The 25,932-nt window shown below is 70.1% G+C and carries 31 protein-coding genes; 21 read left to right on the top strand and 10 right to left on the bottom strand.

The window, feature by feature from the left end; genetic code table 11:
* Positions 1-44: 44 nt before the first annotated feature.
* Together EAH86_RS10995 and EAH86_RS10990 are read left to right on the top strand one after the other, a co-directional pair.
* Positions 45-377 (top strand): ArsR/SmtB family transcription factor, encoded by a 333-nt coding sequence (locus tag EAH86_RS10995; protein WP_140740444.1) that lies wholly within the window; start codon positions 45-47, stop codon positions 375-377.
* Positions 378-460: 83 nt separating this feature from the next.
* On the top strand, positions 461-1,093 hold the full coding sequence (locus tag EAH86_RS10990; RefSeq protein ID WP_161988631.1) for an SRPBCC domain-containing protein: 633 nt from the start codon (positions 461-463) through the stop codon (positions 1,091-1,093).
* A 16-nt stretch (positions 1,094-1,109) separates the two neighbouring features.
* Here EAH86_RS10990 and EAH86_RS10985 read toward each other — a convergent pair whose 3' ends face one another.
* Positions 1,110-1,787 carry a response regulator gene (locus EAH86_RS10985; protein WP_140740438.1) on the bottom strand — a complete coding sequence of 226 codons (678 nt, stop codon included), beginning with the start codon at positions 1,785-1,787 and terminating at the stop codon, positions 1,110-1,112.
* The gene (locus EAH86_RS10980) at positions 1,784-3,391 is read right to left on the bottom strand and encodes an ATP-binding protein (protein ID WP_206665801.1); all 1,608 of its coding nucleotides are present in this window, start codon (positions 3,389-3,391) and stop codon (positions 1,784-1,786) included. The genes EAH86_RS10985 and EAH86_RS10980 overlap by 4 nt, the downstream gene beginning before the upstream one ends.
* A 192-nt stretch (positions 3,392-3,583) precedes the next feature.
* Here EAH86_RS10980 and EAH86_RS10975 point away from each other — a divergent pair, with 192 nt between their 5' ends.
* The 6 genes from EAH86_RS10975 (at position 3,584) to galE (ending at position 9,034) form a co-directional block, all read left to right on the top strand.
* On the top strand, positions 3,584-4,390 hold the full coding sequence (locus EAH86_RS10975; protein WP_140740435.1) for an ABC transporter ATP-binding protein: 807 nt from the start codon (positions 3,584-3,586) through the stop codon (positions 4,388-4,390).
* Positions 4,387-5,313, top strand: coding sequence for an ABC transporter permease (locus EAH86_RS20925; protein ID WP_206665800.1), 927 nt, complete (start codon positions 4,387-4,389; stop codon positions 5,311-5,313). Before EAH86_RS10975 ends, EAH86_RS20925 begins: the two co-directional genes overlap by 4 nt.
* Before the next feature lie 98 nt (positions 5,314-5,411).
* Positions 5,412-6,494, top strand: coding sequence for an ABC transporter substrate-binding protein (locus EAH86_RS10965; RefSeq protein ID WP_140740432.1), 1,083 nt, complete (start codon positions 5,412-5,414; stop codon positions 6,492-6,494).
* A gap of 150 nt (positions 6,495-6,644) precedes the next feature.
* Complete coding sequence (gene paaI / locus EAH86_RS10960; protein WP_206665799.1) at positions 6,645-7,052, top strand: hydroxyphenylacetyl-CoA thioesterase PaaI; 408 nt, start codon at positions 6,645-6,647, stop codon at positions 7,050-7,052.
* A 95-nt stretch (positions 7,053-7,147) separates the two neighbouring features.
* A complete protein-coding gene (locus tag EAH86_RS10955; protein ID WP_140740429.1) occupies positions 7,148-7,906 on the top strand; it encodes a peptidylprolyl isomerase in 759 nt (252 codons plus the stop codon).
* 111 nt (positions 7,907-8,017) lie between these two features.
* Positions 8,018-9,034, top strand: a complete 1,017-nt coding sequence (galE, locus tag EAH86_RS10950) for a UDP-glucose 4-epimerase GalE (protein WP_140740425.1) — start codon at positions 8,018-8,020, stop codon at positions 9,032-9,034.
* Here galE and EAH86_RS10945 read toward each other — a convergent pair.
* Complete coding sequence (locus EAH86_RS10945) at positions 9,022-9,762, bottom strand: gamma-glutamyl-gamma-aminobutyrate hydrolase family protein (RefSeq protein WP_140740422.1); 741 nt, start codon at positions 9,760-9,762, stop codon at positions 9,022-9,024. The genes galE and EAH86_RS10945 overlap by 13 nt on opposite strands.
* A 54-nt stretch (positions 9,763-9,816) precedes the next feature.
* Between EAH86_RS10945 and EAH86_RS10940 the strand changes: the two genes are divergently transcribed.
* The 4 genes from EAH86_RS10940 to EAH86_RS10925 all read left to right on the top strand — a co-directional run bounded on the left by EAH86_RS10940 (position 9,817) and on the right by EAH86_RS10925 (position 13,222).
* Entirely contained in the window at positions 9,817-10,332 is a 516-nt protein-coding gene (locus EAH86_RS10940) for a low molecular weight protein-tyrosine-phosphatase (protein WP_140740419.1), read from the top strand.
* A gap of 54 nt (positions 10,333-10,386) precedes the next feature.
* Positions 10,387-10,776, top strand: coding sequence for a tetratricopeptide repeat protein (locus tag EAH86_RS10935; protein ID WP_140740416.1), 390 nt, complete (start codon positions 10,387-10,389; stop codon positions 10,774-10,776).
* Between the two features lie 41 nt (positions 10,777-10,817).
* Positions 10,818-12,299, top strand: a complete 1,482-nt coding sequence (locus EAH86_RS10930; protein ID WP_140740414.1) for an LLM class flavin-dependent oxidoreductase — start codon at positions 10,818-10,820, stop codon at positions 12,297-12,299.
* 71 nt (positions 12,300-12,370) lie between these two features.
* On the top strand, positions 12,371-13,222 hold the full coding sequence (locus EAH86_RS10925; RefSeq protein ID WP_140740411.1) for an ankyrin repeat domain-containing protein: 852 nt from the start codon (positions 12,371-12,373) through the stop codon (positions 13,220-13,222).
* 24 nt (positions 13,223-13,246) lie between these two features.
* On the opposite strand, the gene EAH86_RS10920 is transcribed toward EAH86_RS10925, so the two are convergent.
* A complete protein-coding gene (locus tag EAH86_RS10920; protein WP_140740408.1) occupies positions 13,247-14,284 on the bottom strand; it encodes an aldo/keto reductase in 1,038 nt (345 codons plus the stop codon).
* Positions 14,285-14,441: 157 nt separating this feature from the next.
* Between EAH86_RS10920 and purB the strand changes: the two genes are divergently transcribed.
* From purB to EAH86_RS10885, 7 genes are all read left to right on the top strand, one after another.
* Positions 14,442-15,851, top strand: coding sequence for an adenylosuccinate lyase (purB, locus tag EAH86_RS10915; RefSeq protein ID WP_140740405.1), 1,410 nt, complete (start codon positions 14,442-14,444; stop codon positions 15,849-15,851).
* Between the two features lie 71 nt (positions 15,852-15,922).
* Positions 15,923-16,288 carry a DUF2568 domain-containing protein gene (locus EAH86_RS10910; RefSeq protein ID WP_161988630.1) on the top strand — a complete coding sequence of 122 codons (366 nt, stop codon included), beginning with the start codon at positions 15,923-15,925 and terminating at the stop codon, positions 16,286-16,288.
* A 10-nt stretch (positions 16,289-16,298) separates the two neighbouring features.
* Complete coding sequence (locus EAH86_RS10905) at positions 16,299-16,700, top strand: MmcQ/YjbR family DNA-binding protein (RefSeq protein ID WP_140740401.1); 402 nt, start codon at positions 16,299-16,301, stop codon at positions 16,698-16,700.
* Positions 16,701-16,790: 90 nt separating this feature from the next.
* Positions 16,791-17,042, top strand: a complete 252-nt coding sequence (locus tag EAH86_RS10900; protein WP_140740400.1) for a hypothetical protein — start codon at positions 16,791-16,793, stop codon at positions 17,040-17,042.
* Positions 17,009-18,274 (top strand): DUF222 domain-containing protein, encoded by a 1,266-nt coding sequence (locus EAH86_RS10895; RefSeq protein WP_161988629.1) that lies wholly within the window; start codon positions 17,009-17,011, stop codon positions 18,272-18,274. The genes EAH86_RS10900 and EAH86_RS10895 overlap by 34 nt, the downstream gene beginning before the upstream one ends.
* A gap of 161 nt (positions 18,275-18,435) precedes the next feature.
* Positions 18,436-18,792, top strand: a complete 357-nt coding sequence (locus EAH86_RS10890) for a YciI family protein (RefSeq protein WP_140740396.1) — start codon at positions 18,436-18,438, stop codon at positions 18,790-18,792.
* A 51-nt stretch (positions 18,793-18,843) separates the two neighbouring features.
* Positions 18,844-19,431: a GNAT family N-acetyltransferase gene (locus tag EAH86_RS10885; RefSeq protein WP_140740394.1), complete on the top strand. Its 588-nt coding sequence runs from the start codon at positions 18,844-18,846 to the stop codon at positions 19,429-19,431.
* A 123-nt stretch (positions 19,432-19,554) separates the two neighbouring features.
* Here EAH86_RS10885 and EAH86_RS10880 read toward each other — a convergent pair whose 3' ends face one another.
* From EAH86_RS10880 to EAH86_RS10865, 4 genes are read right to left on the bottom strand one after another with little or no spacing between them, the layout of a single operon-like run.
* Positions 19,555-20,190 carry a VOC family protein gene (locus EAH86_RS10880; protein WP_140740392.1) on the bottom strand — a complete coding sequence of 212 codons (636 nt, stop codon included), beginning with the start codon at positions 20,188-20,190 and terminating at the stop codon, positions 19,555-19,557.
* 48 nt (positions 20,191-20,238) lie between these two features.
* On the bottom strand, positions 20,239-21,066 hold the full coding sequence (locus tag EAH86_RS10875) for a TrmH family RNA methyltransferase (protein WP_140740390.1): 828 nt from the start codon (positions 21,064-21,066) through the stop codon (positions 20,239-20,241).
* Positions 21,067-21,097: 31 nt separating this feature from the next.
* Positions 21,098-22,063 carry a DUF2332 domain-containing protein gene (locus tag EAH86_RS10870; protein ID WP_140740388.1) on the bottom strand — a complete coding sequence of 322 codons (966 nt, stop codon included), beginning with the start codon at positions 22,061-22,063 and terminating at the stop codon, positions 21,098-21,100.
* Positions 22,064-22,123: 60 nt separating this feature from the next.
* Positions 22,124-22,711, bottom strand: a complete 588-nt coding sequence (locus tag EAH86_RS10865) for a TMEM175 family protein (protein WP_140740380.1) — start codon at positions 22,709-22,711, stop codon at positions 22,124-22,126.
* 68 nt (positions 22,712-22,779) lie between these two features.
* Between EAH86_RS10865 and EAH86_RS10860 the strand changes: the two genes are divergently transcribed.
* On the top strand, positions 22,780-23,388 hold the full coding sequence (locus EAH86_RS10860) for a hypothetical protein (RefSeq protein WP_140740377.1): 609 nt from the start codon (positions 22,780-22,782) through the stop codon (positions 23,386-23,388).
* Between the two features lie 13 nt (positions 23,389-23,401).
* Here EAH86_RS10860 and EAH86_RS10855 read toward each other — a convergent pair whose 3' ends face one another.
* Positions 23,402-23,890, bottom strand: a complete 489-nt coding sequence (locus tag EAH86_RS10855) for a MarR family winged helix-turn-helix transcriptional regulator (protein ID WP_140740374.1) — start codon at positions 23,888-23,890, stop codon at positions 23,402-23,404.
* 56 nt (positions 23,891-23,946) lie between these two features.
* Here EAH86_RS10855 and EAH86_RS10850 point away from each other — a divergent pair, with 56 nt between their 5' ends.
* Entirely contained in the window at positions 23,947-25,140 is a 1,194-nt protein-coding gene (locus tag EAH86_RS10850) for an FAD-dependent oxidoreductase (protein WP_140740371.1), read from the top strand.
* Here EAH86_RS10850 and EAH86_RS10845 read toward each other — a convergent pair.
* Positions 25,137-25,931 (bottom strand): HAD family hydrolase, encoded by a 795-nt coding sequence (locus EAH86_RS10845; RefSeq protein WP_140740368.1) that lies wholly within the window; start codon positions 25,929-25,931, stop codon positions 25,137-25,139. The two genes, EAH86_RS10850 and EAH86_RS10845, sit on opposite strands and share 4 nt — an antisense overlap.
* Between the last annotated feature and the right edge of the window lies 1 nt (position 25,932).

Below are 25,932 nucleotides of genomic sequence, written 5' to 3'. Positions count from 1 at the left end.
TCTATGGACATTCGCGATTGGTCACTCTAGAGTAACCGTTGCCCATGAGTAACCAATCAGCCCTCGCCCTCGACGCCCTCGGCGACCCCAGCCGCCGCCATATCCTCGAGCTCCTCGCCGAGCGCCCGCGAGCAGTCGGCGAGCTCGCTGCCGCCATGCCGATCGGGAGGCCCGCCGTGAGCAAGCACCTCAAGGTGCTGGAGGGAGCCGGCCTGGTGGACCACGAGAGCCGCGGCACGCGCAACCTCTACGCCCTCGCGCCCGACGGGCTGGTCGACCTCCAGCAGTGGCTGGTCGCCACGTGGGACACCACGCTCAGCTCGTTCGCCACGTATGTCGCACAGCACCAGGAGAAGGGATCGCCCCGTGACCGCTGAGACTTCCAAGAGCGCCCAGCGAGGAGTCGCCCCGATCCGGCGCGAGGTCCGGGTGCAGTGCGACACCGACACGGCCTTCGAGCGTGTTCGGGGCCAAGGGCAGTGTCGCCTTCGAGGACGGGGTCGTCGAGCGGCTCGGAGCCCAGCACGCCGTCTGGGGCACGGTGCTCGCGTGGGAGCGACCGACCGGCTTCGCCATGACCTGGCACCCGGGGCAGGGCGCCGAACGGGCCACCGAGGTCGCCGTGTCGTTCGAGTCCGAGGGCGACGGCACGCTGGTGACGCTCACCCACACCGGCTGGGAGCGGCTGGCCGAACCCGCGGCCGCCCGCGAGGAGTACAACGGCGGCTGGCCGCACGTGCTCGCCGGCTTCGGCCACCTGGTCGAGGGTGACGCAGACGAGGGCTCTGACGGTCAGGAGTGGTTCGCGCTGCACCCGCATCCCTGGGCCGCGCTCGCCGACGGCGAGTCGATCTTTGCCTACCCCCTGTTTCCCGAGCACCTCGCCTTCCTCGGCCGGCTCCGCGAGCGCGGCTGGCTGGTAGCGGCTGGCCCGGTGGACGCGGCGAAGGGTGAGGGGATGGCCGTCGTCAAGGTGCCGGCCGGCTCGGGTACCGAGCTCGAGGAGCTGGCACGGCGCGATGACCCCTCCGTCGTCGGGGAGGCGCTGGCGGTCACGGTCCAGCCGTGGGACGTGCGGTTCACCGGGGTCTGAGGTCGGGGTCTGAGGTTCAGCGCTTCCTGGGCAGGTAGCGATGCTCCGGCCGACCGGTGCCGCCGTAGCTGAGGTCGAGGTCGAGCAGCTGCTTGCTCACCAGGGATGCGAGGTACCGCTGAGCGGTAGGCCTGCTCGCACCGAGGATCTCTGCCACGTCGGAGGCCCCGATGGGCTCCTTCGCCGTCGTGACGATCTCCAGGACGCGGGCCATGGTCGGCTGGAGGGCCCGAGACGCGACAGCCCGTCGAGGCGGGGTACCCCTCAGGCTGAAGAGCGTGTCGACGACCTGCTGGTCGGCCTCACCCTCCCGGCCCATGCTCTCGGTCCACGTGCGGTAGGCCTCCAGCTGCTCGCGCAGCGCGACGAAGGTGAACGGCTTGACGAGGTAGTAGAACGCGCCGAGCTGCATCGCGGTGCGCACGGAGTCGATGTCCCGCGCCGCCGTCACCAGGAGGAAGTCGGGCACTCGGCCTCCGGACGCGGCCAGGCGGCGTACCAGCTCCAGCCCGCTGAAGTCGGGCAGGTACATGTCGAGCAGGAGGAGGTCGGGGGCCTGCGAGGCCACGAGCTCGGCGGCCTCCGCGCCCGTGTGCGCCTCACCGACGACACTGAACCCGTCGAGGCGGGCAACGCTGAGGGAGTGGGCCTGGGCCACGTGGTAGTCGTCGTCGACCACAAGGACACGGATCACTCGACGGCCTCCTTGGGCCGCATCGGCAGTGTCACGTCGAACCTGGCGCCGTCGGGACTGGTGGCCGAGATGGTCCCCCCGTCGCGGGTAACCAGTCGGTGCACCAGCGCCAACCCCACCCCGCGCCGCATCCCACGCCGCGGTTCCTTGGTGGAGAACCCATCGACGAAGACGTGCTCGAGTCGGTCCGCGGAGATGCCGGGTCCGGTGTCCCTGACCGACAGCTGGATCACCCCGTCTTCGCAGCCCAGCGCCACCGTGACCACCCCGCGCGGGTGTTCACCCACGGTTCGAGGGTCGTCGGCGACGGCATCCACCGCGTTGTCGATGAGGTTGCCCAGCACCGTCACGATGGGTACCTCATCGGCGACCGGCGTGGCCAGGCGGCTGGCCGGGTCGAGGCGCACCAGGACGTCGCGCTCCGCGGCCACGGTGGTCTTGGCCAGTAGCAGAGCGGTGACCACAGGGGAGCCGATCCGCGACCGGACCTCCTCGCCGACCAGGGCCGTGTCAGCCTGGAGATGCCTGCTGTATCGCGTCGCCTCCTCGACCTCCCCGAGCTCGAGCAGCACGGACAAGACGTGGAGTCGGTTGGAGAACTCGTGCTCCTGCGCGCGCAGGGCGGTGGTCAGGCCCTCGACGGAGTCGAGCTGCCGCAGCAGGGCCTCGAGCTCGGTGCGGTCACGGATCGTCACCACCCACCCGGCGTGGCGCTCACCCACGACGACCGGCATCCGGTTGAGAACGAGCAGGTGCTCGTCCGTCACTGCGACGAGGTCCTGACCTGCGACATCGCCGGTGACCACCCGTCGGAGGCGGTTGTCGGGCAGGACGTCGACGACTCGCTCCCCCAGCACCGCCGCAGGGATGTCGAGGAGTCGCCTCGCCTCGTCGTTGAGGACGTTGATCCGCCCGGACGGGTCGACGCCCAGGACACCCTCGCGTATGCCGTGCAGCATCGCCTCGCGCTCCTGGACCAGCGCGACGATCTCCGCCGGTTCGAGCCCGAACGTCACCCGCTTGATCGCCCGGGCCAGCATCAGGGAGGCCAACGCGCCGACGGCGAGCGCGGCGCCGGTGTAGAGGACGATGTCAGCCATCTCGTGGCTGAACCGGACCCCGACCTCCGACTCGAGCAGGCCGACCGAGACCTCGCCCACGGGCTTGCCGTCGACACCGAAGATGGGCGCGCGCGCATTGGCGGAGCGCCCGAGGCTGCCCTGGTCGACCCCCGTGTGCACGTGGCCGTCGAGGGCGACCACCGGCTCCTCGATCTTCTGTCCGATCAGGCCCGGGTTGGGGTGGGAGTACCTCGTGCCGTCACGCCCGATGATCACGACGTAGGACGCCCCGGAGTCGCGGCGCACCGCGTCGGCGAGCCGCCGCAGCACCTGGTCGGGGTCGCCGGCCTGCACTGCGGTCGCCACCTGGGGCACGTGCCCCAGCGACACGGCGATGCTGCGGGTCTGCTCGACCGCCTGCTGGTCGGTGGCGCGGCTCGTGACCCGGGTGAACAGCACGAGTCCGAGGGCCATCGTCACGGCCATGATCCCCAGGACGGCGAAGAGGATCCGGGAGGCCAGGGTGCGGCCCATGCGCGGCATACGTCTCCTCGTCGTTGGCGGGCATCCGCCCACCGGCGACGCGGTCTGACGTCGCGTCCCCAGCATGACTGAGCAGAACGCACAAAACCACGGCTATCGCGGCATACGGGGGCAACGCACAGAAGGGTTCCGCGCTCGAGTGACCCGCTCCTACGGTGACGCAACTCATCGTCGAGGAAAGAGGTTCGGCCAATGGCGGCCATCGAACTGCGGAACGTCACCAAGAAGTTCGCGACAGCGGACGGCGGCACCTACACCGCCCTGAAGGACCTGTCGCTGACCGTGGAGGAGGGCCAGTTCTGCGCGGTCGTCGGACCCACCGGATGCGGCAAGTCCACCACCCTCACCCTGGTCTCGGGCCTCGAACGCCCCTCGCGCGGCGAGGCCTTCGTCCACGGCCAGGAGGTCAACGGCATCGAGACCGGCACCGGGTTCGTCTTCCAGCAGGACGCCGTGTTCCCGTGGCGCTCCGTGCTCGACAATGTCGCTGCCGGTCCGATCTACCGGGGCAAGGACCGAGGCGAGGCGACGACCCTCGCCCGCGACTGGCTGCGCCGCGTCGGGCTGTCCGGTTTCGAGGACCGCTTCCCCCACCAGCTCTCCGGCGGCATGCGCAAACGCGTCGCCCTCGCCCAGACGCTGATCAACGAGCCGCGGATCCTCCTCATGGACGAGCCGTTCAGCGCTCTCGACGTCCAGACCCGGGCGATCATGTCGACCGAGCTGCTCCACCTGTGGGACCAGACCAAGCCAGCAGTGGTGTTCGTGACCCACGACCTCGAGGAGGCCATCGCCCTCGCCGACAAGGTCGTCGTCCTCACGGCTGGCCCGGGCACGGTGAAGGCAGAGTTCGAGATCGACCTGCCCCGCCCCCGTGTGGTGCAGGAGATCCGTTTCGACCCCCGGTTCATCGAGCTCTACGAGCAGATCTGGGAAGCCCTGCGGGCCGAGGTCGCCGAGGCGTACGACCGCACCACCCGATCGGCGGTGGCGTCATGAATGACGTCTCCTCGATCCACGGGGCCCAGGACAGCACCACGTTTGACGCCATGGCCGCGCAAGCAGGCCCCACCCCTGTCAACCCGGCCGGCGTCGCTTCGGCGCGGCGTCGCGCGCCCCGTGGCACCCGTCGCCGCCTGACCCTCGCCGGGGTGCGCCTGGGCATCGTCGCGGTGGCCCTCGCGCTGTGGCAGCTGTGTGTGCACGCCAAGATCGTCGACCCGTTCTTCTGGGGTGAGCCCAAGGGCGTGTGGCAGACCCTCATCGACTGGTTCACCGTCGGGACGAGCCAGGGCTCGCTCGGGCAGCAGGTCATCATCACCCTCGAGGAAGCCGTGATGGGCTTCGTCATCGGGTCGATCCTCGGCATAGTCTGCGGCATCGCCCTGGGTCGCGTCGCCGTGCTGTCAGAGATCTTCGGCCCGTTCCTCAAGGCCGCGAACTCGATCCCCCGCATCATCCTCGGCTCCATCTTCACGGTGGCCTTCGGCTTCGGGATCCAGTCCAAGGTGATCCTCGCCGTCGTCCTGGTGTTCTTCGGCGTCTTCTTCAACGCCTACCAGGGCTCGCGTGAGGTGGACCGCAACCTCATCGCCAACGCCCGGCTGCTGGGCGCCTCGCGCTGGCAGGTGACTCGTGACGTCGTCCTGCCGTCGGCGTTCACCTGGATCCTGGCGAGCCTGCACATCAGCTTCGGGTTCGCCCTCATCGGCGCGCTGGTCGGCGAGATCCTCGGCGCCAACCAGGGACTGGGCCTGCTGATCCGCTCGTCGCAGAACAACTTCGACATGAACGGCGTGCTCGCCGGCATGGTCCTGGTTGCCGTGATCGCCCTGACTGCCGAAGGGCTCATCACGCTGCTGGAGCGACGCCTGCTCCGCTGGCGTCCTCCCCAGACCCACGGAGGTGCGGCAGTCCAGTGACAGCACGCCGCACCAGTCGCGGCACCCCCCGCACGACCCGCCCGATCTGCACCACCCGCACGATCCGCACCACCACCACGCAGCTCAAAGGAGAGTTCATGTCCACCACTCATCGCTTCGCGGTCCTCGGGGTCGCAGTGCTTGCCGCCTCGAGCCTGGCCGCCTGTGCCAACAACGCCTCGGGCTCGTCCGGCGCGGCCGCAGCCGGCGGCACGTCATCCAGCTCGGTCGCCGCAAACGCCCCCAAGGTCACCATCATGATCGGCGGCATGAGCAAGCAGATCTACCTGCCGTTCATGCTCGCCAAGCGCCTTGGCTACTACGACAAGGCCGGCGTGAACGTCAACCTCATCGACGAGCCTGCCGGCGGTGACGCCACGCAGAACATGCTCGCCGGACAGGTCCAGGGCGTGGGCGGCTTCTACGACCACAACATCGCGCTTCAGGCGCAGGGCAAGTCCTCCGAGGCCGTCGTCTCGATGCTCCAGATCCCCGGCGAGGTCGAGCTGTGCCGCAGCGACCTCAAGGGCAAGGTCAAGAGCCCGGCCGACTTCAAGGGCCGCTCGCTCGGCATCACCGACGTCGGCTCGTCGACTGACTTCCTCACGCAGTACCTCAGCAAGAAGAACGGCGTGGACCCCACCCAGGAGAACCGTCGGGGTGTGGGCGCCGGCCAGACCTTCATCGCGGCGATGAAGCAGAAGGCCATCGACTGCGGCATGACCACCGAGCCGACGGTGTCCAAGGCACTGTCCGACGGGACCGCCTTCATCCTGCTCGACATGCGCACGGCGGAGGGATCCAAGGCCGCCCTCGGCGGGACCTACCCGGCGACCTCGCTTTACATGCCGACGGACTACGTGAACGCGAACAAGGACACCGTCCAGAAGCTCGTGAACGCCTACGTCGCCACCCTCAAGTGGATCCAGGCCCACACCGGGGCGCAGATCGCCGACCAGATGCCCGCTGACTACTACAGCGGCGTCGGCAAGGCGGCCTACATCAAGGCGCTCGACAGCGAGCGGGGCATCTTCAACCCGACCGGCATCATGCCGGCCGACGGCCCGCCCACCTGCTTGGCAGTGCTGAGCGAGTTCAACCCCAAGGTGAAGGGCAAGTCGATCGACCTCGCCAAGACCTACACCAACGAGTTCGTGCAGGCTGCGACGCCGCTCAGCTGACCAAGTCAGCCTCCAACGGGGGTGGTGCCGCGGAGCCTTCGCCGCGGCACCACCCCCGTTGGTGTCTGTCAGACTGCGAGACGTGACTTCGCGACCATGGGCAGTGACGTGGTTCCGACCACCCGCGATCCCGGCCTTCGGAGGTACCACATGAGCGAGAGCCTCGCGCACGTGCTCCGGATGTGGGCCGACGACCAGGCATCGCGAGAGCTCGGCATGGTGGCAGACGTCATCGAGGTCGACCACGCCGTGGTGCGGATGACCGTCACCGCGGCCATGGTGAACGGGCACGAGATCGCTCACGGTGGCTTCATCTTCACCCTCGCCGACTCGACCTTCGCGTTGGCCTGCAACAGCCGTGGCGCCCTCACCGTCGCGGCAGGTGCCGACATCACGTTCGTCGCCTCCGCACGCCTCGGCGACGTCCTCATCGCGGACGGCCGCGTGCGGGCGGCCTACGGACGCAGTGGGATCACCGACGTGACGGTCACACGCGAGTCCGACGGCGCCCTCGTCGCCGAGTTCCGCGGTCGCTCCCGCAGCCTGCGGCCAGCCTGAGGGGCCACGGACCGCCGGCTCGCCGCGCGCGATGCGGCCTTTGTCCCTAGGGTCCGATATGGCCGAAACCCGGCCGAGACCCCTCTGGAGGATCCATGCGCACATCGAACCTGACCAGGTTGAGGACACTCGCGGCCGCGGCCGCCATCGCCACCCTGGCTGCCGTCACGCCCGCAACCTCGGCCTCAGCAGCGGACTCCCCGGGTGACGGGCCCACGCAGGGTCCGTGCGCCTACACGCCACTTGCGGACCAGACCTACTCCACCTGGACGGGACTGCCCCAGGACCCGCGGCAGACGCCGAGCCTCGGCGAGCAGATGGTGACCCTGCAGACCAACCACGGCGACATCCCCCTGGTGCTCGACCGCGCCTTGGCGCCGTGCACCGTGCAGAACATCGTGTTCCTCGCCCACCAGAAGTACTTCGACGACACCGTCTGCCACCGTCTCACCGCCTACCAGACACCGCCGTCCGCCTTGTCGGTCCTCCAGTGCGGCGACCCGCTCGGGACCGGCTGGGGCGACCCGGGCTATGCGTTCAAGGACGAGCTGGACTCGGCCAAGGCGCTGCCGAACTGGCCCGGCTTCCCCGACGGCAGCCGCAAGAACTACACCCGCGGCACCCTCGCCATGGCCAATGGCGGTCCCGACACCAACGGCAGCCAGTTCTTCCTGGTCTACAAGGACTCCCGGCTGCGTCCCGACTACACCGTGTTCGGACACGTCACGGAGGCCGGGATGAAGGTGCTCGACGAGATCGCCGCGGGTGGCATCGACCCCGGCACCGAGGGCACGCCCGAGGACGGCGCCCCGGCGAGCCCGGTCGTCATCGAGCGTGCCAAGAGCGGCCGCTGACCAACAGCACTGGTATGCCGCCCGCGCGGCTCTCGCTCGTCGCCCACCCCTGGTTTGCTCAGGGTGTGGCGACGTGGGCCGAGAGCCCGCGGCGCGGCATACGGTAGGAGCATGCGCGTCCTCATCGCCGGCGGTGCCGGCTACATCGGGTCCCACACGGTGGTCCAGCTCGTCGCGGCGGGGCACGAGGTCGTCGTCGTCGACAACTTCTCCAACTCCAAGCCGACCGTCGTCGGGCGGCTGGAGTCGCTGACCGGGACCCCCCTCGAGGTGCACGCCTTCGACCTCACCGACCGCGACAAGGTCGAGTCCCTGTTCGCGGCGCGGTCGTTCGACGCGGTGATCCACTTCGGTGGGTTCAAGGCGGTCGGCGAGAGCGTCGAGGTGCCGCTCGAGTACTACCAGAACAACCTCGACTCGACGTTCTCCCTGGTCCGGGCGATGCAGCGGCACGGGTGCTTCCGGCTGGTGTTCTCCTCCTCCGCGACCGTCTACGGCGAGAACCCTCCGGTGCCGATGAAGGAGGAGCTCCCGACCTCGGCGACCAACCCGTACGGCTGGACCAAGGTGATGATCGAGCAGGTCCTGCGGGATGTCGCCGCCACCGACGAGCGCTGGCGGATCGGGCTGCTGCGCTACTTCAACCCAGTGGGCGCCCATGCCTCGGGGACCATCGGCGAGGACCCGCAGGGCATCCCGAACAACCTGATGCCGTACATCGCACAGGTGGCGGTCGGAAAGCTGGAGAAGCTCAGCGTCTTCGGCGACGACTACGACACCCCCGACGGGACGGCCCTGCGCGACTACATCCACGTCGAGGACCTGGCCGCCGGCCACCTGGCGGCACTGACCAGGCTCGGCAGCACCGACGAGCGGGTCTCGACGTGGAACCTCGGCACGGGTCATGGGACGTCGGTGCTCGAGGTGCTGCACGCCTTCGAGAGGGCCTGCGGTCACGAGCTCCCCTACGAGGTCGTCGCGCGGCGGTCCGGGGACATCGCTGCCTCGTATGCCGACCCCTCCCGCGCAGAGCGCGAGCTCGGGTGGAAGGCCACCCGCACCATCGACGACATCTGCGCCGACCAGTGGCGCTGGCAGCGCGGGAACCCCTTGGGCTACCCGGACTGAGAAGTCCCGGGCTGAGGAGTCCTGGACTCGCTCGACGTGGCACGGGCAGCCGTCACGAGCCAGTCGAACAGCGCCTGCTGGTGTGGCACGGTCGCTGCGTCGACCTCCGGATGCCATTGCACCGCAATGGTTTTCCCATCGACTGACTCGAACGCCTCGATGCAACCGTCGGGCGTCGTGGCGCTGACCAGCAGCCCAGTGGGGAGCCCGTTACAGGCCTGGTGGTGGTTCGACCAGCCGGACAAGGAGCCGGCGCCCATCACCTGCTCCAGCACGGTCCCCGGGGCGACGTCGACGTCGTGGGCGTTGTTGGCGTGCGGCACCGTCGTCTCGTCGAAGTGCTGGTGGATCGTGCCGCCGAGGACCACGTTGAGCACCTGCATGCCGCGACAGATCGCCAGGATCGGGAGCCCGACCGCGGCAGCTGCGCGCGCGATCGACACGTCTGCGGCGTCCTGCTCCGGTGGCGAGTGTGTTTCGCGCGGATGGACGTCAGGGACGCCGAACGGGCGCAGGTCGAGGTCGTTGCCACCCTGCAGCAGCACCGCGTCGGCGATCGCCACGAGCGCCTCGGCCCGCTCCTGTGAGTCCGGCCAGACCAGCACTGGCTCGCCGCCCGCGCGGACGACGGCGTCGACGACGGTGCGGGTCGCGTAGACCCCGGGGCGGTCGGGGCTCCCGATCGTGTCGGCCCAGCGCGCCGCGACGAGGACGACGGGACGCGGCATACCTCGACCCTAGCCAGTGGAATCCGCAAGCGTAGGCACCGGTTGAATGGGCACATGGCAGCTGAGCGTCCCTACCGCGTTACCGTCGTCTGCACCGGCAACATCTGCCGCTCCCCGATGGGCGAGTTCGTCCTGCGCGAACGGTTCGACGAGGCCGGGCTCGGCGACGAGGTGGTCGTCGACTCGGCCGGCACGCATTCCTGGGAGGTGGGCAGCCCTGCCGACCCACGCACGCTGGCCGTACTTGCCCGCAACGGCCACGACGACTTCGGCGGACGCGACCACATCGCCCGCAAGTTCGAGGCGTCCTGGCTGCCCGAGGTCGACCTCGTGCTCGCCGCCGATGCCGGGCACCTGCGCGAGCTGACCCGGATCGCCCGCACCGAGGAGCAGCGCGCCAAGATCCGGCTGTTCCGCTCCTTCGACCCCTCCGCAGAGCGCGCCGGCGACCTCGACATGGACGACCCCTGGTACGGCGACGACTCCGCTTTCGACCAGACCTACGCCGAGGTGGTGGCCGCCGCGGATGGCGTCGTGGAGCACGTCCGTCGCGAGCTCGCGGACAACTGACCCCCGCTCTGCCGCGCCCGGAATAGTTGAATATCGAACTATTGTTGACGGGTCATGACCACGACCAGCACCCCCATCACCCTGCGGCTCGAGTGGGCCCGCAGCCAGTTCGACCACGGCGACTTCAGTGCCGCTGCGAAGGCCTTGGCTGAGCTGGTCGACGAGACCCGCGTGGACGAGACGCTGCACGGGACGGCCGAGCTGGAGCTGCTGCTCGCCCGGGCCTACTTCGGGTCTGCCCAGCTCGGACGCGCGGAGACCGTGCTGCGCCGACTCGTCGAGGACGCCCCCGACGACGGTTACCTCCACCTGCTGCTCGGACGCACCCTGCAGCGGCAGGCGCGGCACGGCGATGCCCGCCGGCACCTGGCTCTCGCCGAGGTCCTGGGCGACTACCAGCGCCCCGCCGCCTACGGTGAACCCAGCACCGTGCCGACCAGTTGATACGCCACCCAGCTGAGACCATGCCGACGAACTGAGCGCTGATGACCGACTACGGACACGACCTGCAGTTCGGGATCTTCCCGAGCCCTGACGCCACCGCCGCTGACCTGACGCTCGAGCTCAGCGAGGCCGCCGACGTCTCCGGGCTCGACCTGGTGACGATCCAGGACCATCCCTACCAGGCCAAGCACCTCGACGCCTGGACCCTGCTGTCGGTCATCGCGGCCCGGACCACCTCGGTCCGGGTCGCCCTCAACGTCGGCAACCTTCCGCTGCGCCCGCCGGTGGTCCTGGCGCGGAGCGTCGCGACCCTCGACCGGCTCAGCGGCGGACGGGTCGAGCTGGGGCTGGGCACGGGCGCCTTCTGGGACGCCATCGTCGCCGCGGGAGGCACCCGTCTGTCCCCCGGTGAGTCCATCGAGTCACTCACCGAGGCGATCGAGGTGATCCGCGCCGTCTGGGCGGGCGACGGCGCGCCATCGGTCCGGGTCGAGGGCCAGCACCATCGGGTGGTCGGCCTGCACCCCGGCCCCGCGCCGGCGCACCCGGTCGAGATCTGGATCGGTGCCTACAAGCCGCGGATGCTCCACCTCACCGGTCGCCTCGCGGACGGCTGGCTCCCGAGCATGGGGTATGCCGAGCCGTCGGCCCTGCGCGAGATGAACCAGACCATCGACGACGCCGCCCGCAAGGCCGGTCGGGACCCAGCCGCGATCCGTCGCCTCTACAACATCACCCCCCGTGTCGGCGCCGAGCAGCTGGCCGAGCTCGCGCTCGAGGAAGGCATGAGCACCTTCATCGCCCCCGTGTCGTCGCTGACGGACGTGCATCGCTTCGCGAGCGAGGTCGCCCCGGCAGTGCGCGAGCTGGTGCAGGACGAGCGCGACCGACGCGCCGCGGCACCGTCCCCGTCGTCCTCGTCCCCCTCCTCACCAGAGGGGTCCCCAGACCAGTCCGCGGTGAGTGCGGTCCCGGTCCGCGGCGATGGGGAGGCGACGAGCCGGCATACCCCTGCGTCGGAGACAGAAGGCGTTGCAGCGCAGGCGCACTCGGGCGCGGGGGCGCACCTGGTCGAGGTGCACGATGGGCTGCGGGCCGAGCTCACCCGGCTGCGTGACATCGTCGAGCAGGTGGTGGACGGCGAGGAGCAGGCCCACCGGGCGCGCAACGCCATCAACGAGCTGACCATGCGCCAGAACAACTGGACGCTCGGCGCCTACTGCGCGCAGTACTGCCGGTTCGTGACGGGGCACCACGGGATGGAGGACCGCTCGGTGTTCCCCCACCTTCGCCGCAGCGATCCCGCGCTCACGCCGGTGTTGGACCGGTTGGAGTCGGAGCACCTCGTCATCCACGACGTGCTCGAACAGCTCGACGAGGCCCTCGTCGGCCTGGTGTCCGGCGGCTCCGGCACGGCCGAGCTGCAGCGGGTCGTCGACCGCCTGTCGACGACCCTGCTCGAGCACCTGTCGTACGAGGAGGTCGAGCTCGTGCCGGCGCTCGACCGCCACGGGTTCTACTGACGCACTTTTCCAGTGACGCACGGGCAGCGCGGCTCTGGCCCCGGGGGGTCGTAGCGGGATACGTTCCGCTGGTGGCCCCTCAGGACGCACCGTCCGACCAGCGCCTGCTCGTCGTCCTTGAGAGCGGGGACGCGCAGGCGTTGCGCGACCTGCTGGCCGCCGAACCCGGTCGAGCCGCCACACCAATGGGACCTTTGCCCGGGCACCCGCGCGGCGCTTCTCCGCTGGGGTACGTCGCGATGCGTCGGTACGACACCGCCACGGGCGTGTGGGGTGACGTGGCGGGGACACGAGAGCTCGCGCGGGCGCTGCTCGAGGCGGGAGCTCCGGTCGACGGCGAGGCCGGCGACTCCGAGACACCGCTGATCACGGCGGCCAGCTACGGCGACGCCGCCGTGGCCGAGGAGCTCGTGGCCTCGGGAGCCGACCTCGACGCCCACTCGACGTCCTCCTCGGGAGGTGTGCCCGATGCGACCGCCCTGCTCCACGCCGCCGTGTTCGGCATGACCGCCGTCGTCGACGTGTTGGTGGCGGCCGGTGCGACTCCGGCGTCGATCGAGGAGGCAGCAGCCGCTGGGGAGGTCACCGGCTTCGTGGAGGACGCCGACGAGCAGGCTCGCCTGCGCGCGCTCGCCATGGCGGCCGACCACCAGCGGCTCGACGTGATCGACGTCCTGGTCGCTGCCGGCACGGCTCTGGACGAGGCTGACGCGGTCTGGGGCCGCCACCCGCTGCGCCTCGCCGCCGAGGGTGGGCGGGACCGCGCGGTCGCCCACCTGCTCGCGCTCGGGGCTGATCCGCTCGGCATCGACGGCGACGGTGCGACCGCCCTGGACCTGTGCCGGGCGGCACGAGCGAGCTACCGCGACCAGGAGCCCTTCGACCGCGTGGAGGCTCTGCTCGCTGCGCCCTCGCCGGGCTGACGGGCGGGGCGGGGCTCCGGCGACTCAGTCGGTCGACGAGGGGTCCAGGTCCCGGTGCCGTTGGCCCACACCGGCGGTCCCATAGGGGTAGTCGTCCATCCGAGGTGCGCTCACTACGCTCAACCGGTCGAGCTGATCAGCCGTGAGGTCGAGGTCCGCGGCCGCGAGGTTGTCGGCGAGCTGCTCCACGTTGCGGGCGCCGAGGATCACCGACGTGACGGCGGGCTGAGCACCGACCCAGGCCAGCGCGACCTGGGCGGACGTGACCCCAGCCTGCACGGCGACCTCACCCACCGCGTCGATGACGCCCCAGGTGCGCTCCTGCCGGTTGCGCGGCTCCCACGCCTCCATGCCCCGCTCGGGGTCCTCACCGAGCCTCGACTCCCCGGTCGGCGTGGTGTCGCGCTGGTACTTGCCGGTCAGCCACCCACCCGCAAGTGGCGACCACGGGAGCAGCCCCAGCCCACCGTCGAGGCAGGCCGGGACCACCTCGTGCTCGATGTCGCGGACCAGCAGGTTGTACTGCGGCTGCAGGGTCACCGGCGCAGACCAGCCGTGCTCGCGAGCCGTGTGGACCGCCTTGGTGACCTGCCAGCCGAGGTAGTTCGAGAAGCCGTAGTACGAGATCTTCCCGGCGGTGACGGCGTCGTCGAGGAACCGCAGCGTCTCCTCCAGCGGGGTCACGGCGTCCCAGGCATGCATCTGGTAGAGGTCGATGTGCTCGACGCCGAGGCGCCGCAACGAGTCGTCGAGGGCGCGCCGCAGGTGGCGGCGCGAGAGCCCGAGGTCGTTGGCTCCGTCCCCCATCGCGAAGCGGCCTTTGGTGGCGATCACCAGGTCCCGCGCGTCCGCCGGGTGGGCCTTGAGCCACCGGCCGATGATCTCCTCGGAGACGCCCTTGGAGTAGACGTCTGCCGTGTCTACGAACGTGCCGCCGGCCTCGACGAACGCCTCGATGATCGCGCCGGACGTCGCCTCGTCGGCCTCCGCGCCGAACGTCATCGTGCCGAGGCACTGGGTGGAGACGACGGTGCCGCTTGAGCCGAGCGTGGTGTATCGCATGCTGCTCACGGTATGCCGCGTGCCTGACTCGCGCGCGGGCGCGTCAGGCCAGGTCATGCCAACTCGGCTCACCGCCGTCGGGGCCGCGCGTCAGGGCGGCAGGCGCCCGGCATACCGGTGTCCGGAGGTGGCCGCGCACTCTGGGAGACTGTGGCTCATGGCTTCGCTTGCTGACGCGACCCCTCCTATCGCGCTGGGCGCCCTCGACGGCCGCTACCGCGGTGTGGTGGCGCCCCTCGTCGACCACCTCTCCGAACCGGCGCTGAACCGGGAGCGGGTGCGGGTCGAGGTCGAGTGGCTGATCTTCCTCACCACCCACCAGGTGGTGCCAGGCGTCCGCGCCCTCGCCGAGGGTGAGCAGCAGCAGCTGCGCCAGGTCGTCGAGGACTTCGGTGCCGACGAGATCGCCGAGCTCGCGCAGATCGAGGGCGAGACGCAGCACGACGTGAAGGCGGTCGAGTACTTCCTCAAGCGACGCCTCACCGCGATCGCCCCCGGCGACGAGGACCGAGGGCTCGCCGAGCTGATCCACTTCTGCTGCACCAGCGAGGACATCAACAACCTGTCCTACGCCCTCATGGTCAAGGGTTCGGTCACCGACGTCTGGCTGCCGCGCGCCGCCGCGTTGGTGGAGTCGGTGGCCACGATGGCGTCCGACCTGCGCGACGTGCCGCTGCTGGCGCACACCCACGGCCAGCCCGCGACGCCGACGACGATGGGCAAGGAGCTCGCGGTCCTGGCCCACCGGCTCAGCCGCCAGCTGCGCCGGATCGGGGCGGCCGAGTTCCTCGGCAAGCTCAACGGCGCGACCGGGACCTACGGCGCCCACCTCGCGGCCGTGCCCGGTGCCGACTGGCCCGCGCTGAGTCGCGAGTTCGTGGAATCCCTTGGACTGCAGTGGAACCCGCTCACCACCCAGATCGAGTCACACGACTGGCAGGCCGAGCTCTACGCCGACATCGCGCGGTTCAACCGGATCCTGCACAACCTCTGCACCGACGTGTGGACCTACATCTCGCTCGGCTACTTTGCACAGGTCCGTGGCCAGGGCACCGTCGGGTCGAGCACGATGCCGCACAAGGTCAACCCGATCCGGTTCGAGAACGCCGAGGCCAACCTCGAGGTCAGCAACGCGCTCTTCGACGTGCTCTCGTCGACCCTGGTCAACAGCCGGCTCCAGCGCGACCTCACCGACTCCTCGATGCAGCGCAACATCGGCGTGGCGTTCGGCCACTCCCTGTTGGCCATCGACAACGCCGCGCGCGGACTGGACGGCCTCGACGCCGTCCCGGCCGCGATGGCCGCCGACCTCGACTCCAACTGGGAGGTCCTCGGCGAGCCGGTCCAGTCCGCGATGCGCGCCCTCGGCGCCCAGGGCGTGGCCGGCATGGAGAACCCCTACGAGCGGCTCAAGGAGCTCACCCGCGGACGTCGCATCACCGGCGACGACCTGCGCGAGTTCGTTGCGGGCCTTGGCCTTCCGGACGACGTCGCCAAGCGCCTGGCCGAGATGACTCCTCAGAGCTACATCGGCGCGGCTCCCGAGCTGGTCGACTACCTCGACTGACCGGTATGCCGCGTGGTCCCGGCGCGACCGCATCGCGTCGTATGGCCGGGCCTCCGTGCGAGAGTTGGCGCATGGTGGCAGTGGGTTGGTTGGTCTTGGCGCTGGTGTTCGTCGACGAGCTGCTGGCCGCGGCGGCGGCGGCCGTGTGGGGCAACCACGAGAGTGGAGTACTGCTCGCGATCGTGATGGCCCTGGTGGTTGTCGCAGTCTGGTGGATATTCGCGTCGCCCAAGGCGCCGCTGGGTGGTCCCGTGGTGCGTCCGGTGACCAAGGTGCTGGTCTTCGGCCTGGCCAGTCTCGGCTTGTGGGGTGCCGGGCACCACGGGTGGGCCGTGACGTTCCTGGTGTTCTCGGTCGTGGTCAACGGCCTCGCGCTACTGCCGTCGATCCAGGCGCTGGTACCTGACGCGGAGGCGCGCGGCGGCCGGTCGGCGTAGCGTCACCAGCATGGCCGCACGCAAGGCGAAGCTGTCCGACCTCGCTGAGATCGCGCTGTCCCTCCCCGGGGTGGAGGAGGGCAAGTCGTGGGGCAACCCGGCATACGTGGTGCGCAAGAAGTCGTTCCTGCACTTCCGCGAGCCGCGGCCGGATGCCATCGATCCCGACACGGGTGAGCGGATGCAGGACGTCATCATCTTCAGCGTGCCCGACCAGAGCGACAAGGAAGCGCTCATCGAGGGTGACGGGCCGTGGTTCACGACGCCACACTTCGACGGCTACAACGCGGTGTTGCTTCGCCAACGCGACCTCGGTCGGCTGACTCGCTCGGAGCTCGCGGAGGTCATCACCGACGCGTGGGCGGTTTCGGCGCCGAAGAAGCTGGTGCAGGAGTTCTTCGGCGACGCGTGAGCTGTTCGCTGATGGCCAAATCCGTTGCACAGCAGCGCTTTTCCCTGTAGATCACTGGCCTGTTCATTCGAACAGGTGTACGATGGGCGTATGTCGATCAGCCCGTTGGCCGCCCAGCGCGATGAGATCCAGCGTGACCTCTGGACGCGCACGGCCGAGGTCGCGGGGCAGCTCAACCGGGTGCACGGTGAGCTCGTCGACCTGGCCGAAGAGGTCATCCACGGCAAGCACTGGGGTGACGGCGCGTTCCGTTCGCCGGAGCACACTTCGTCGTGCGTGCCGGTCTGTCACCGTCGCACGCGCGAGACGTGGTGGCGGTCGCGAGGCGGCGGCACGAGCTGACGGCGGCTTCCGAGGCGCTGCGCGACGGGCTCCTGTCGCTCGACCAGACCGCCGTCGTGGCCCACCATGCGCCGACGAGCCACCAGCAGTCGGCGGCCGACTTCGCCAAGCACGCCACCGTGCCCCAGCTGCGTCGCGCGCTGAGTCGGCACGCCTTCGCGTCCGCACCGGCGGCGGATGCCGAAGGGCCCGGTGATGACGGCACGGCCGACTCGCCCGCGCCGGACCTGGCTGCTGCCGCGCTTCCCGGGCAGCAGGAGTCCGAGCGCCGGGCCTGCGCCCGCCCTGACCTCTCGATGCACTACGACCACGACGGCCCGTTCCAGCTGCGTTACAGCGCCCCCGCGCCGATCGGCGCGCTCGTCGAGCAGGCGCTCAGGGAGGCCAAGGACGCGCTGTTCCTGGCAGCATCCTCAGGTGAGGGCGACTCGGCTGGCTCTCCCCGGGTCACGCACGGCATCGCGGCGACTGAGCGCCCGACCTACGCGGAAGCACTCGAGGAGCTGGCCCAGCGGTCCCTCTCGTCCGTGACGTCGACCGGGCGGGCCAGCCACTACCGGGTCTACCTGCACCTCTCAACCGATGGCGCCTGGGTCAACGGCGGTGGCGCGATCCCGCGTCGACTCCTCGACCGCTTCCTCTCCGACGGCATGGTCCAGCCGGTCTGGGAGACCGAGGGACGGCCGGTCAGCGTGGGTCGGTCGATGCGGATCCTCCCGCGCCGCTCTCGTCGGCTGATTGAGGACCGTGACCGTGGCTGTCGCTTCCCCGGCTGCACGGCCACCCGTTTCGTCGAGATCCACCACCTCCACGAGTGGGCGGCCGGCGGCGCGACCGACGTCGACAACCAGGTGAGCCTGTGCCCGTTCCACCACGACGCCATCGACCGCGGCGACTTCCGCATCACCGGCAACCCCACCCGACCGGACGGGCTGGTCGTCACCAACCGCTACGGGCTGGCCGTACGACCTCCGACAGCTGCCGAGCTTGCTGCCCGGCCCGGCGGCGACCCGCCGCCATCACCCGGCGCGGCGGCCTACCAACCGCCGAGTGGCGAACGCGCCCGGTGGAACGACATCGAGGTCCTTCCAGACAGGGTCGCGCACTGGAAGCCACAGCTCCACGTCGTCAAGCAGCCTGACAACACCGCGCATGCATCGGACGACCATCCGTGGCCGGCACGCGACGCGGACGACGAACGGGTCCCGAGCAGCTACCGCACCTGGGACTGACGGGCTGCCTGCGTGAGCGCGGCGTACGCCTGCCGGACATCCCCAGGGCTCACCGCCGGCATGGTTTCATCATTCCCCGGGAAGTGTCGGATTCGCTTGTCGACGTTCGTGGGGAAGGTGAACGCGGACCACGAGGTCCGTCACGAGAATGAGGAGCAGCGATGCCCAAGTACCTCCTGTACTTCAACCAGCAGTGGGTCGGCGACCACAGCGAGGAGTGGTTCCGCGGACGCGTGGCCACGTCCGTAGCGGTCATCGATGAGATGAAGGCCGCGGGGGTCTACGTCTTCGCCGGCGGTCTGGAGGAGGGCGCTCCGGTCTACAGCGCCGATGCGACGAGCGGCGCCGTGCTGGTGACCGACGGACCGTACGTGGAGACCAAGGAGTTCCTCGGCGGGTTCGCCGTGGTGGACGTCGTTGACGACGAGACCGCCACGATGTGGGCGGGCAAGCTCGCGGAGGGCTGCGGTTGGCCACAGGAGGTTCGCCGTTTCGGGTCGGAGCCCGAGGTGGCGTAGCGGCAACCCACCGGATGCCGAGCGCCCGGGATCACGGGTACGTTGCCACGCATGTCCGACCACACGATCAAGGCACTCACGCCGGTGACGTTCGACGACTTCGCCGCTCTCGTCGAGCGGAACAAGGGCATGTTCGCCAACTGCTGGTGCACGTGGTTCCACCCCGAGGACCGGGAGCCGGACAGCACCGCGGAGGACAACCGGGCGTTCAAGAAGCGCCGCGTGGACGAGGGGATCGCGCACGCGGCGCTCGTCTACGACGGCGACCTCGCCATCGCCTGGGCGGAGTACGGCACGCCCGAGGAGCTGCCCAACATCCACCACCGCAAGCAGTACCTCGCCACGACCGAGCGGCTCCCCGACTACCGGGTCACCTGCATCCAGGTCGAGCGCAGCCATCGCGGTCAGGGTCTGGCCGCGGTCGCCCTGCGCGGAGCCGTGGAGCTGATCGCGCACGCCGGAGGCGGCCTGGTCGAGGGGTACCCCCACGACACCGGCGGGGTCCGGAAGAAGAACTCGTCGTTCCTCTACAACGGCACCCGCACGATGTACGAACGCGAGGGTTTCACCTACGACCGGCCCAAGGGACTGGGGAACTGCGTGATGGTGCGCGAGGTGGCCCGGAGCGCCCCCGAGTAACCGACCGGACGGCGGCGACCCAGACCAGCCGCGACCCAACCACGACCGTCCTGAACAGTCCCGGACGCGACGACGCCCCGCGGCGACCGGGGTCGGGCAGGGCGTTCGTCGAGGAAGTTCAGGTCAGACAACGACCTTGCCCGTGGGGGTGTCGAAGGTGACCGCCAGCAGACCGGGATGGCCGTGCGGAGCCACGAAGGTGAAGTCGATGACCGACGACGTCTGGTCGGCGGGAAGGTCGAGCCAGTCGCGCACCCGCTCGGGGTCGCCGGCGATCTGGAGGCTGTCGATCGTCACCGTGGTCATGGCCGCCGTCGACGGGTGCAGCGAGGCGTCCTCCCACTGGACGAAGTAGGGCAGCTGCGGGTCGGACATCAGGCCCTTGATCCCGAGCTGGCGCCAGCGAAGCTCCACCCCGTCGGGACGGTGCCGGTTGCCCACCACGGCCTCGCGGCCGATGCGCTTCTCGTAGGGGGCGAGGTCGTCGACCGCGACGACCCACCCGAGCCAGCCACCCCCGACCTCGGAACGCGCCCGGACGGCCTGCCCGAAGGGCGCCTTGTCCGATGCTGGGTGGTCCAGGACCTCGACGACCTCGACGTAACGCTCATGCGCCAGCGGGAGGATCACGTTGCGCGTACCGAACCGCGGGTGGATTCCCCCATCGACCGGGTCGACCCCGATCAGCTTGGCGAGGCGTTCCGCGGTCGCCTGCAGTCCGTCGTGCTCTGCCGCATACGAAACGTGGTCAACTCGCATACCCGACATCGTGACATACGTCAGGGGGTGCTCTTGACACGGGTGTGCTCAGTGGGGCGAGGGCGTCCCCGAGGCGCCTCGCTGTCGCACCGCTTCGTAGATCACGATCGCGGCAGAGGTCGCGACATTGAGCGAGTTCGCCTTCCCCACCATGGGGATCCGCACCTTGTGGGCCGCGTGGTCGAGCACTTCGTCGGTCAGGCCGTACTTCTCCGCCCCTACGGCGATGGCCACCGCACCGGTGTAGTCGACCTCGGTGTGCAGCAGGTCCGTGTCGGGGGTCGTGGCGATCAGCGCGATGCCGTTGGTGTCGAGCCAGGCCAGCGTGTCCGCCGTGGAGTCGCTGGCGACCGGCACGCTGAAGACGGTGCCCTTCGACGCCCGGACGAGGTTCGGGTTGCCCCAGTCGGTCACCGGGTCGGCCGCGACGACCGCTTCGGCGCCGGCCGCGTCGGCAGTGCGGAGCATGGCCCCGAGGTTGCCCGGCTTCTCGACGGCCTGGCAGAGCACGGTGAGCGCGCTGGGGCCGACGGTCAGCTCGGCGCACGCGCGCACCACCGAGGGAACCACCGCGATGAAACCGTCGGGCCCCTCGCGGTACGCGGCTCGCTCGAACGCCGTCCGCGACACCTGGACCGTCTCCACCCCGTCGCGCCGTGCCTGCTCGACGACGCGGGTCTGGGTGGGGGCGTCGAGCATCAGCTCGGGGCAGTAGTAGAGCGCCTCGGGCCGGACACCCGCGCCGAGCGCGAGGGTCAGCTCCTCGTACCCCTCGATCAGGGTCTGGCCGGTCTCCTCGCGGGTCCGGCGCCGCCGGAGTCCGGCGAGCGACTTCAGCCGCGGGTTCGACGGCGAGGTGATGATCAGGTCAGCCATGGCGGCCTCAGTCTGTCAGTCGCGGCGGGTGTCAGTCGCAGGACTGTCCATGTGGTCCGGACCAGCCGACGGGTATGCCGTCCAGCGCAGTGAGGAAGGGCTCCGGCCCGTCCCTGCGTGGCCGGGTGGGCGGAACCACCACGAGGCCCTCCAGCAGCGACGGGTGTTCGTTGGCGATCCAGTGGCCGGGCAGCTCCCGCACCACGTCCGCAAAACGTCGCCGCCCGTCCGGGTCGACATAGCCGAGCACCGCGGTGTGGAACACGACCAAGGTCGCGTCCGCGGGTGCACGCGCGGCCAGGCCGGGGAGGTCGGTGACGAGGTCGCCCATGACGAGCAGGGGCGGCTCGGCCCGCGCGACCGCGGCAGCCCGGCGCAGTCGATCCCGCCGCACCGCCTGCTCCGGCCAGATGAGGCACTCCAGCCAGTGCAGGTCGTCCTCGTCGGTGACGTCGAGCGGGTTGAGGTCGAGGCCGGCGCGCCAGACCACCTCGGGCAGCGCGCTCGGCGGCGGCTCTGGACGCCGCCAGGCACAGTCGAGCACCGGGCCGTCGTCGTCCCCGACCACCCCTCGTCCGTAGTCGTACCGATACCGGTCGGGGTAGAGGCACAACCCCGCGGAGGCGCCGACTTCGAGCAGGGCCAGCGGACCCGGCATACCGGCGAGGACGGGGAGCAGGGTTGCGCAGCGGCCGGCTTCGTTGGTCTGCGTGGTCCGCGCCAGGAGCTCGGGACGCACGTCCTCCCACTGCTCCACCACCCACGCGCAGAACTCGACCGGAGAGGACACGGGGCCGCCCAGGTGACGGGCGACCCCGAAGAGCAGGTTCGGCTGCTGCTTGCCACGAGGCAGCCCCGCGAGCAGCGCGCTCACCGAGGTGTCCTCAGCCACGGCGAGCGCGAGCGCCTCGTAGCTCGGCGAGACCCCTGCCGCCTGACCCCGGGCAAAAGCGAGGTACTGCTCGCGAACCGCCGCGTCGCGCGACCGCTCAGCCATCGGCGCGCTGTGCCCGCCGGTGCTTCAGCCGACGGGACAGCAGGGCCTGGAGCGGACCGGTCAGGAACAGCACGAACATCGGGTAGTACCCGGCCCCCGGGACAACCAGCGCGAGCACCAGGGCGCACCGAAGAGGAGCGTGAGGACGATCGCGGCCGTGAGGTCACCCCCGCTGGGCGGGTAGTCGGCCACCCAGAGGTCCGGGCTGCGCAGGAGGAGCAGGTTGATGACGACCATGACCGCACTGGAGACCATCAGGGTTTCGATGTAGACGGCCTTCTGCGGACCGTCCTCCGCCATGCTGCCGACCATGGCGGTCGGGACCGGTAGCCAGACGATGGTGAACATCCAGGCGATGTTCAGCCAGACGAGCCGGACCGAGTAGCGCTCGACGTGTTCGAAGAGGCTGTGGTGGCCGGCCCAGAAGCTCGCGATGATGACGAAGCTCAGCGCGAAGCTGAAGAGCTGCCCACCGTGCTCGGACAGGTAGCCGGACGTGGTCACGCCATCGCGGCCGGCCTCGGCCACGCTCTCCATGAGCGGCAGGATGAGCAGCGTCATCGCGATCGCCACGACGGCGTCGGTGAAGAACTTCATCCGCTCGGCCGACCGGGCCGAGACGGCGCCCGGCTCGGGAGGGTCCCCCATGCGCCGAGGCTATCGACTTTCCCAGGGGTTCGGTCAGCAGCGGCTGCGCGGTCGGGCACACTGTCGCCATGAGCCAGCCTGCCGTCAACGAGCGTTTCTCGCTCAGCCAGAAGATCACGATGATGGTCAACCGCTACGAGATCCGGGCGGTCGACGCGTCGGGCGCCGAGGGGCCGGTCATCGCGGTCGCCCAGCAGAAGCGGATGGCGTTCAAGGAGCAGGTGACCTTCTACTCCGACGAGGCCCGCACCCAGCCGGTGTTCTCGTTCAAGGCCCGAACCCGGATGGACCTGGGCGCGACCTATGACGTGCTCGATGCCGCGGGGAACCCGATCGGCTGGTTCCGCAAGGACTTCGGCAAGTCGCTGCTGCGCTCGTCGTGGCACATCGGCACCCCGGACGGGCTGCAGGCCTTCGGGACCGAGCGCAACAAGAACATCGCGATCCTGCGCCGCGTCTGGGACCTGCTGCCGGTCGTCGGCGACATCCCGCTGCCCTTCATCTTCCACTTCGACTTCAACGCCCCGGACGGGAGCCTCGTGCTCTCCTCGGAGCGCAAGCGTTCGCTGCGCGACCGCTACGACATCCACATGCCCCAGGCGAGCAACGGCTGGCAGCTCGACTGGCGCGTGGGCCTCGGCATGGCCGTCGCCCTCGACGCCCTCCAGTCCCGCTAGTCCTGCTGTCCCGCTAGGAGGTATGCCGCGGCGCGGCCGACCGCGTCTCGACGTCCACCCGCGCGCGGTGCCGGTCGGTCAGCTCGGTGACGCCGTCGAGGAGGTCGCGCATCCGGTCCAGCTCCGCGATGGTGAACGACTCGAAGGCCTGCTGACCCTCGGTGACCATGGGGCCGTACGCGTCCCAGGTCCGTCGCGCACCCTCCTCCGTCATGGCCACGAGGACCTGGCGCCGGTCCGACTCGCTCGGCCGGCGCACCACGAAACCCTTCACGACGAGCCGGTCGATCAGCGCCGTGGTGGCCGCCGGACGTAGCCCGGTCGCCGCGCTCAGCTCGCCGGCCGTCCGGGGTCCCTCGCTGAGGATGTCGAGGCAACGCATGTCCGCCGGCCCGAGGCCGAGGGCCCGTCCGACGGCGTCGTCGAAGGACTGGACGCTGCGCTGATAGCGCTGCATCGCCCTCCCGGCCTCCTCGATGGCCGCTTGACGGGTCCGTGCCACGCGTGCAATCCTTTCGATTATCGAACTATCCGATTGTCGTAAGAAAGGTTAGCACCGTGAAGGCACTCGTCGTCGGAGGAGGCATCGCCGGACCGGCCACCGCCATGGCCCTGCACCAGGTGGGGATCGAGGCGGTCGTCCTCGAGTCCCGCGCCCACATCGACCGGGACGCCGGGTCCTACCTCGGCCTGGCCCCCAACGGCCTGTCCGCCCTGGACGCCATCGGCGCCCTCGACCTCGCCCACAGTGTCGGCACCAGCACCCGCAGCCACGTGATGTTCGGCGCGACCGGTCGCCGGCTGGGCACGCTCACCGCCGGGACACCGCTCGCCGACGGCACCCAGGCCCTCACCATGAAGCGTTCGCACCTCGGCTGGCTGCTGACCGCGGAGGCACGGGCCCGGGGCATCGAGGTGCGCGAGGACGCCAAAGTCGTCTCGGCCCGCACGGACCGGGACCACGCCAGCGTGCAGCTGGCCGACGGCAGTGAGCTGACCGCGGACCTGGTCATCGGTGCCGACGGCGTCCACTCCAAAGTCCGTCGGGCGATCGACGCCGACGCCCCGACCCCCCGCTTCGTCGGCCTCACCAACTTCGGCGGAATCACCCGCGACACCGCCCTGGCTGCGGAGCTTCCGGAGGAGTCGTGGTCGTTCATCTTCGGGCGACGGTCCTTCTTCGGCGCCCACCCAACCCCGGACGGGGACGTGGTGTGGTTCGTCAACGTGCCCGAACCGGAGATCACCACTGAGCGGCGGGCGTCCACCAGCCTCGACCAGTGGCAGCAGCACCTCGCCGAGCTCGCGAGCGTCGATGCCGGTCCGGCCCGCGCGCTCATCGAGTCCGGTGAGCTCGAACTGGCCGGTGACAACACCTACGACCTGCCGCACGTGCCCGTCTGGCACCGCGGGCGGCTCGCCATCCTCGGCGACGCGCTGCACGCTCCGTCGCCGAGCTCAGGGCAGGGTGCCTCGATGGCCCTCGAGGATGCGGTCGTCATGGCGGCGTCGTTGCGCGACTCCGACTCGGAGGCGGGTGCCTTCGCGGCCTTCGAGTCCGCTCGCCGCGCGCGCGTCGAGCGGATCGTCGCCGTCGGCGCCCGGTCGAGCAGTTCCAAGATCCCGGGCCGGATCGGACGGGTCCCCATGGAGGCGATGATGCGCCTGGTCTTCCGCTACCTGGTCACCGAGCGCGGCCAGAGCTGGATGACCGGCCACCGCGTCCATCTGGGGGCCAACCAACGCCTCTAGAGCAGCGAGCGCAGGATGGGCACCAGGCCGTCGTCGTCGACGTCGAGGGTGACCTCGTTGGCGATCTCCTTGACCGAGTCGGGGGCGTTGCCCATCGCGACCCCACGGGCGGCCCAGTGCAGCATCTCCACGTCGTTGCGCTGGTCACCGACGGCCACCGTGTACTGCGGGTCGATCTCCAGCCGTCGGCGCAGGATCTCCAGGGCCGAGCCCTTGGAGACGCCTTCGGGGTTGAGGTCGAGCCAGGCGCTGAACCCGACGGCGTAGTTGACGCCGTGCAGGCCGATGCGTTCGGTCAGGGCCAGGAAGTCCTCGGCGGTGCCACCGGGCGCGCGGAAGGTCACGCGGGTGACCGGCTCGGAGACCAGCTCCTCCCAGTCCACGACGCGCAGCTCGCCCTGGAGCTCACCATCGGGGAACGGCGCGCTGAGCTTGAACCCGACGCCGAGCTCCTCCACCGCCACGACGGCGTCCGGCCATTCCGCGCGCAGCAGGTTCAGGGCAGGACCGGGATCGAAGGTGACGGCCTCGATGATCCGGAAACCGTTGGCCTCCAACGGGTCCAGCTCGAGCGTGACCGCGCCGTTGGAGCACACGGCATACCCGGTCTCGATGCCCAGCTCGGAGAGGATGGTCGTCGTCGCCACGATCGAGCGTCCGGTGGCGATGATGACGTGGTGGCCGGCCGCCAGGACCGCGTGCACGGCGTCGCGCACCACCGGTGACAGCTCGCCGGCGTGGTTGATCGTCGTGCCGTCGAGGTCGAGCGCGACGAGGTGGGGAATGCGCATG

Source organism: Pedococcus bigeumensis, assembly GCF_006438965.1.
Lineage (GTDB): Bacteria > Actinomycetota > Actinomycetes > Actinomycetales > Dermatophilaceae > Pedococcus > Pedococcus bigeumensis_A.
This window is presented reverse-complemented; position numbering and strand designations above follow the sequence as displayed.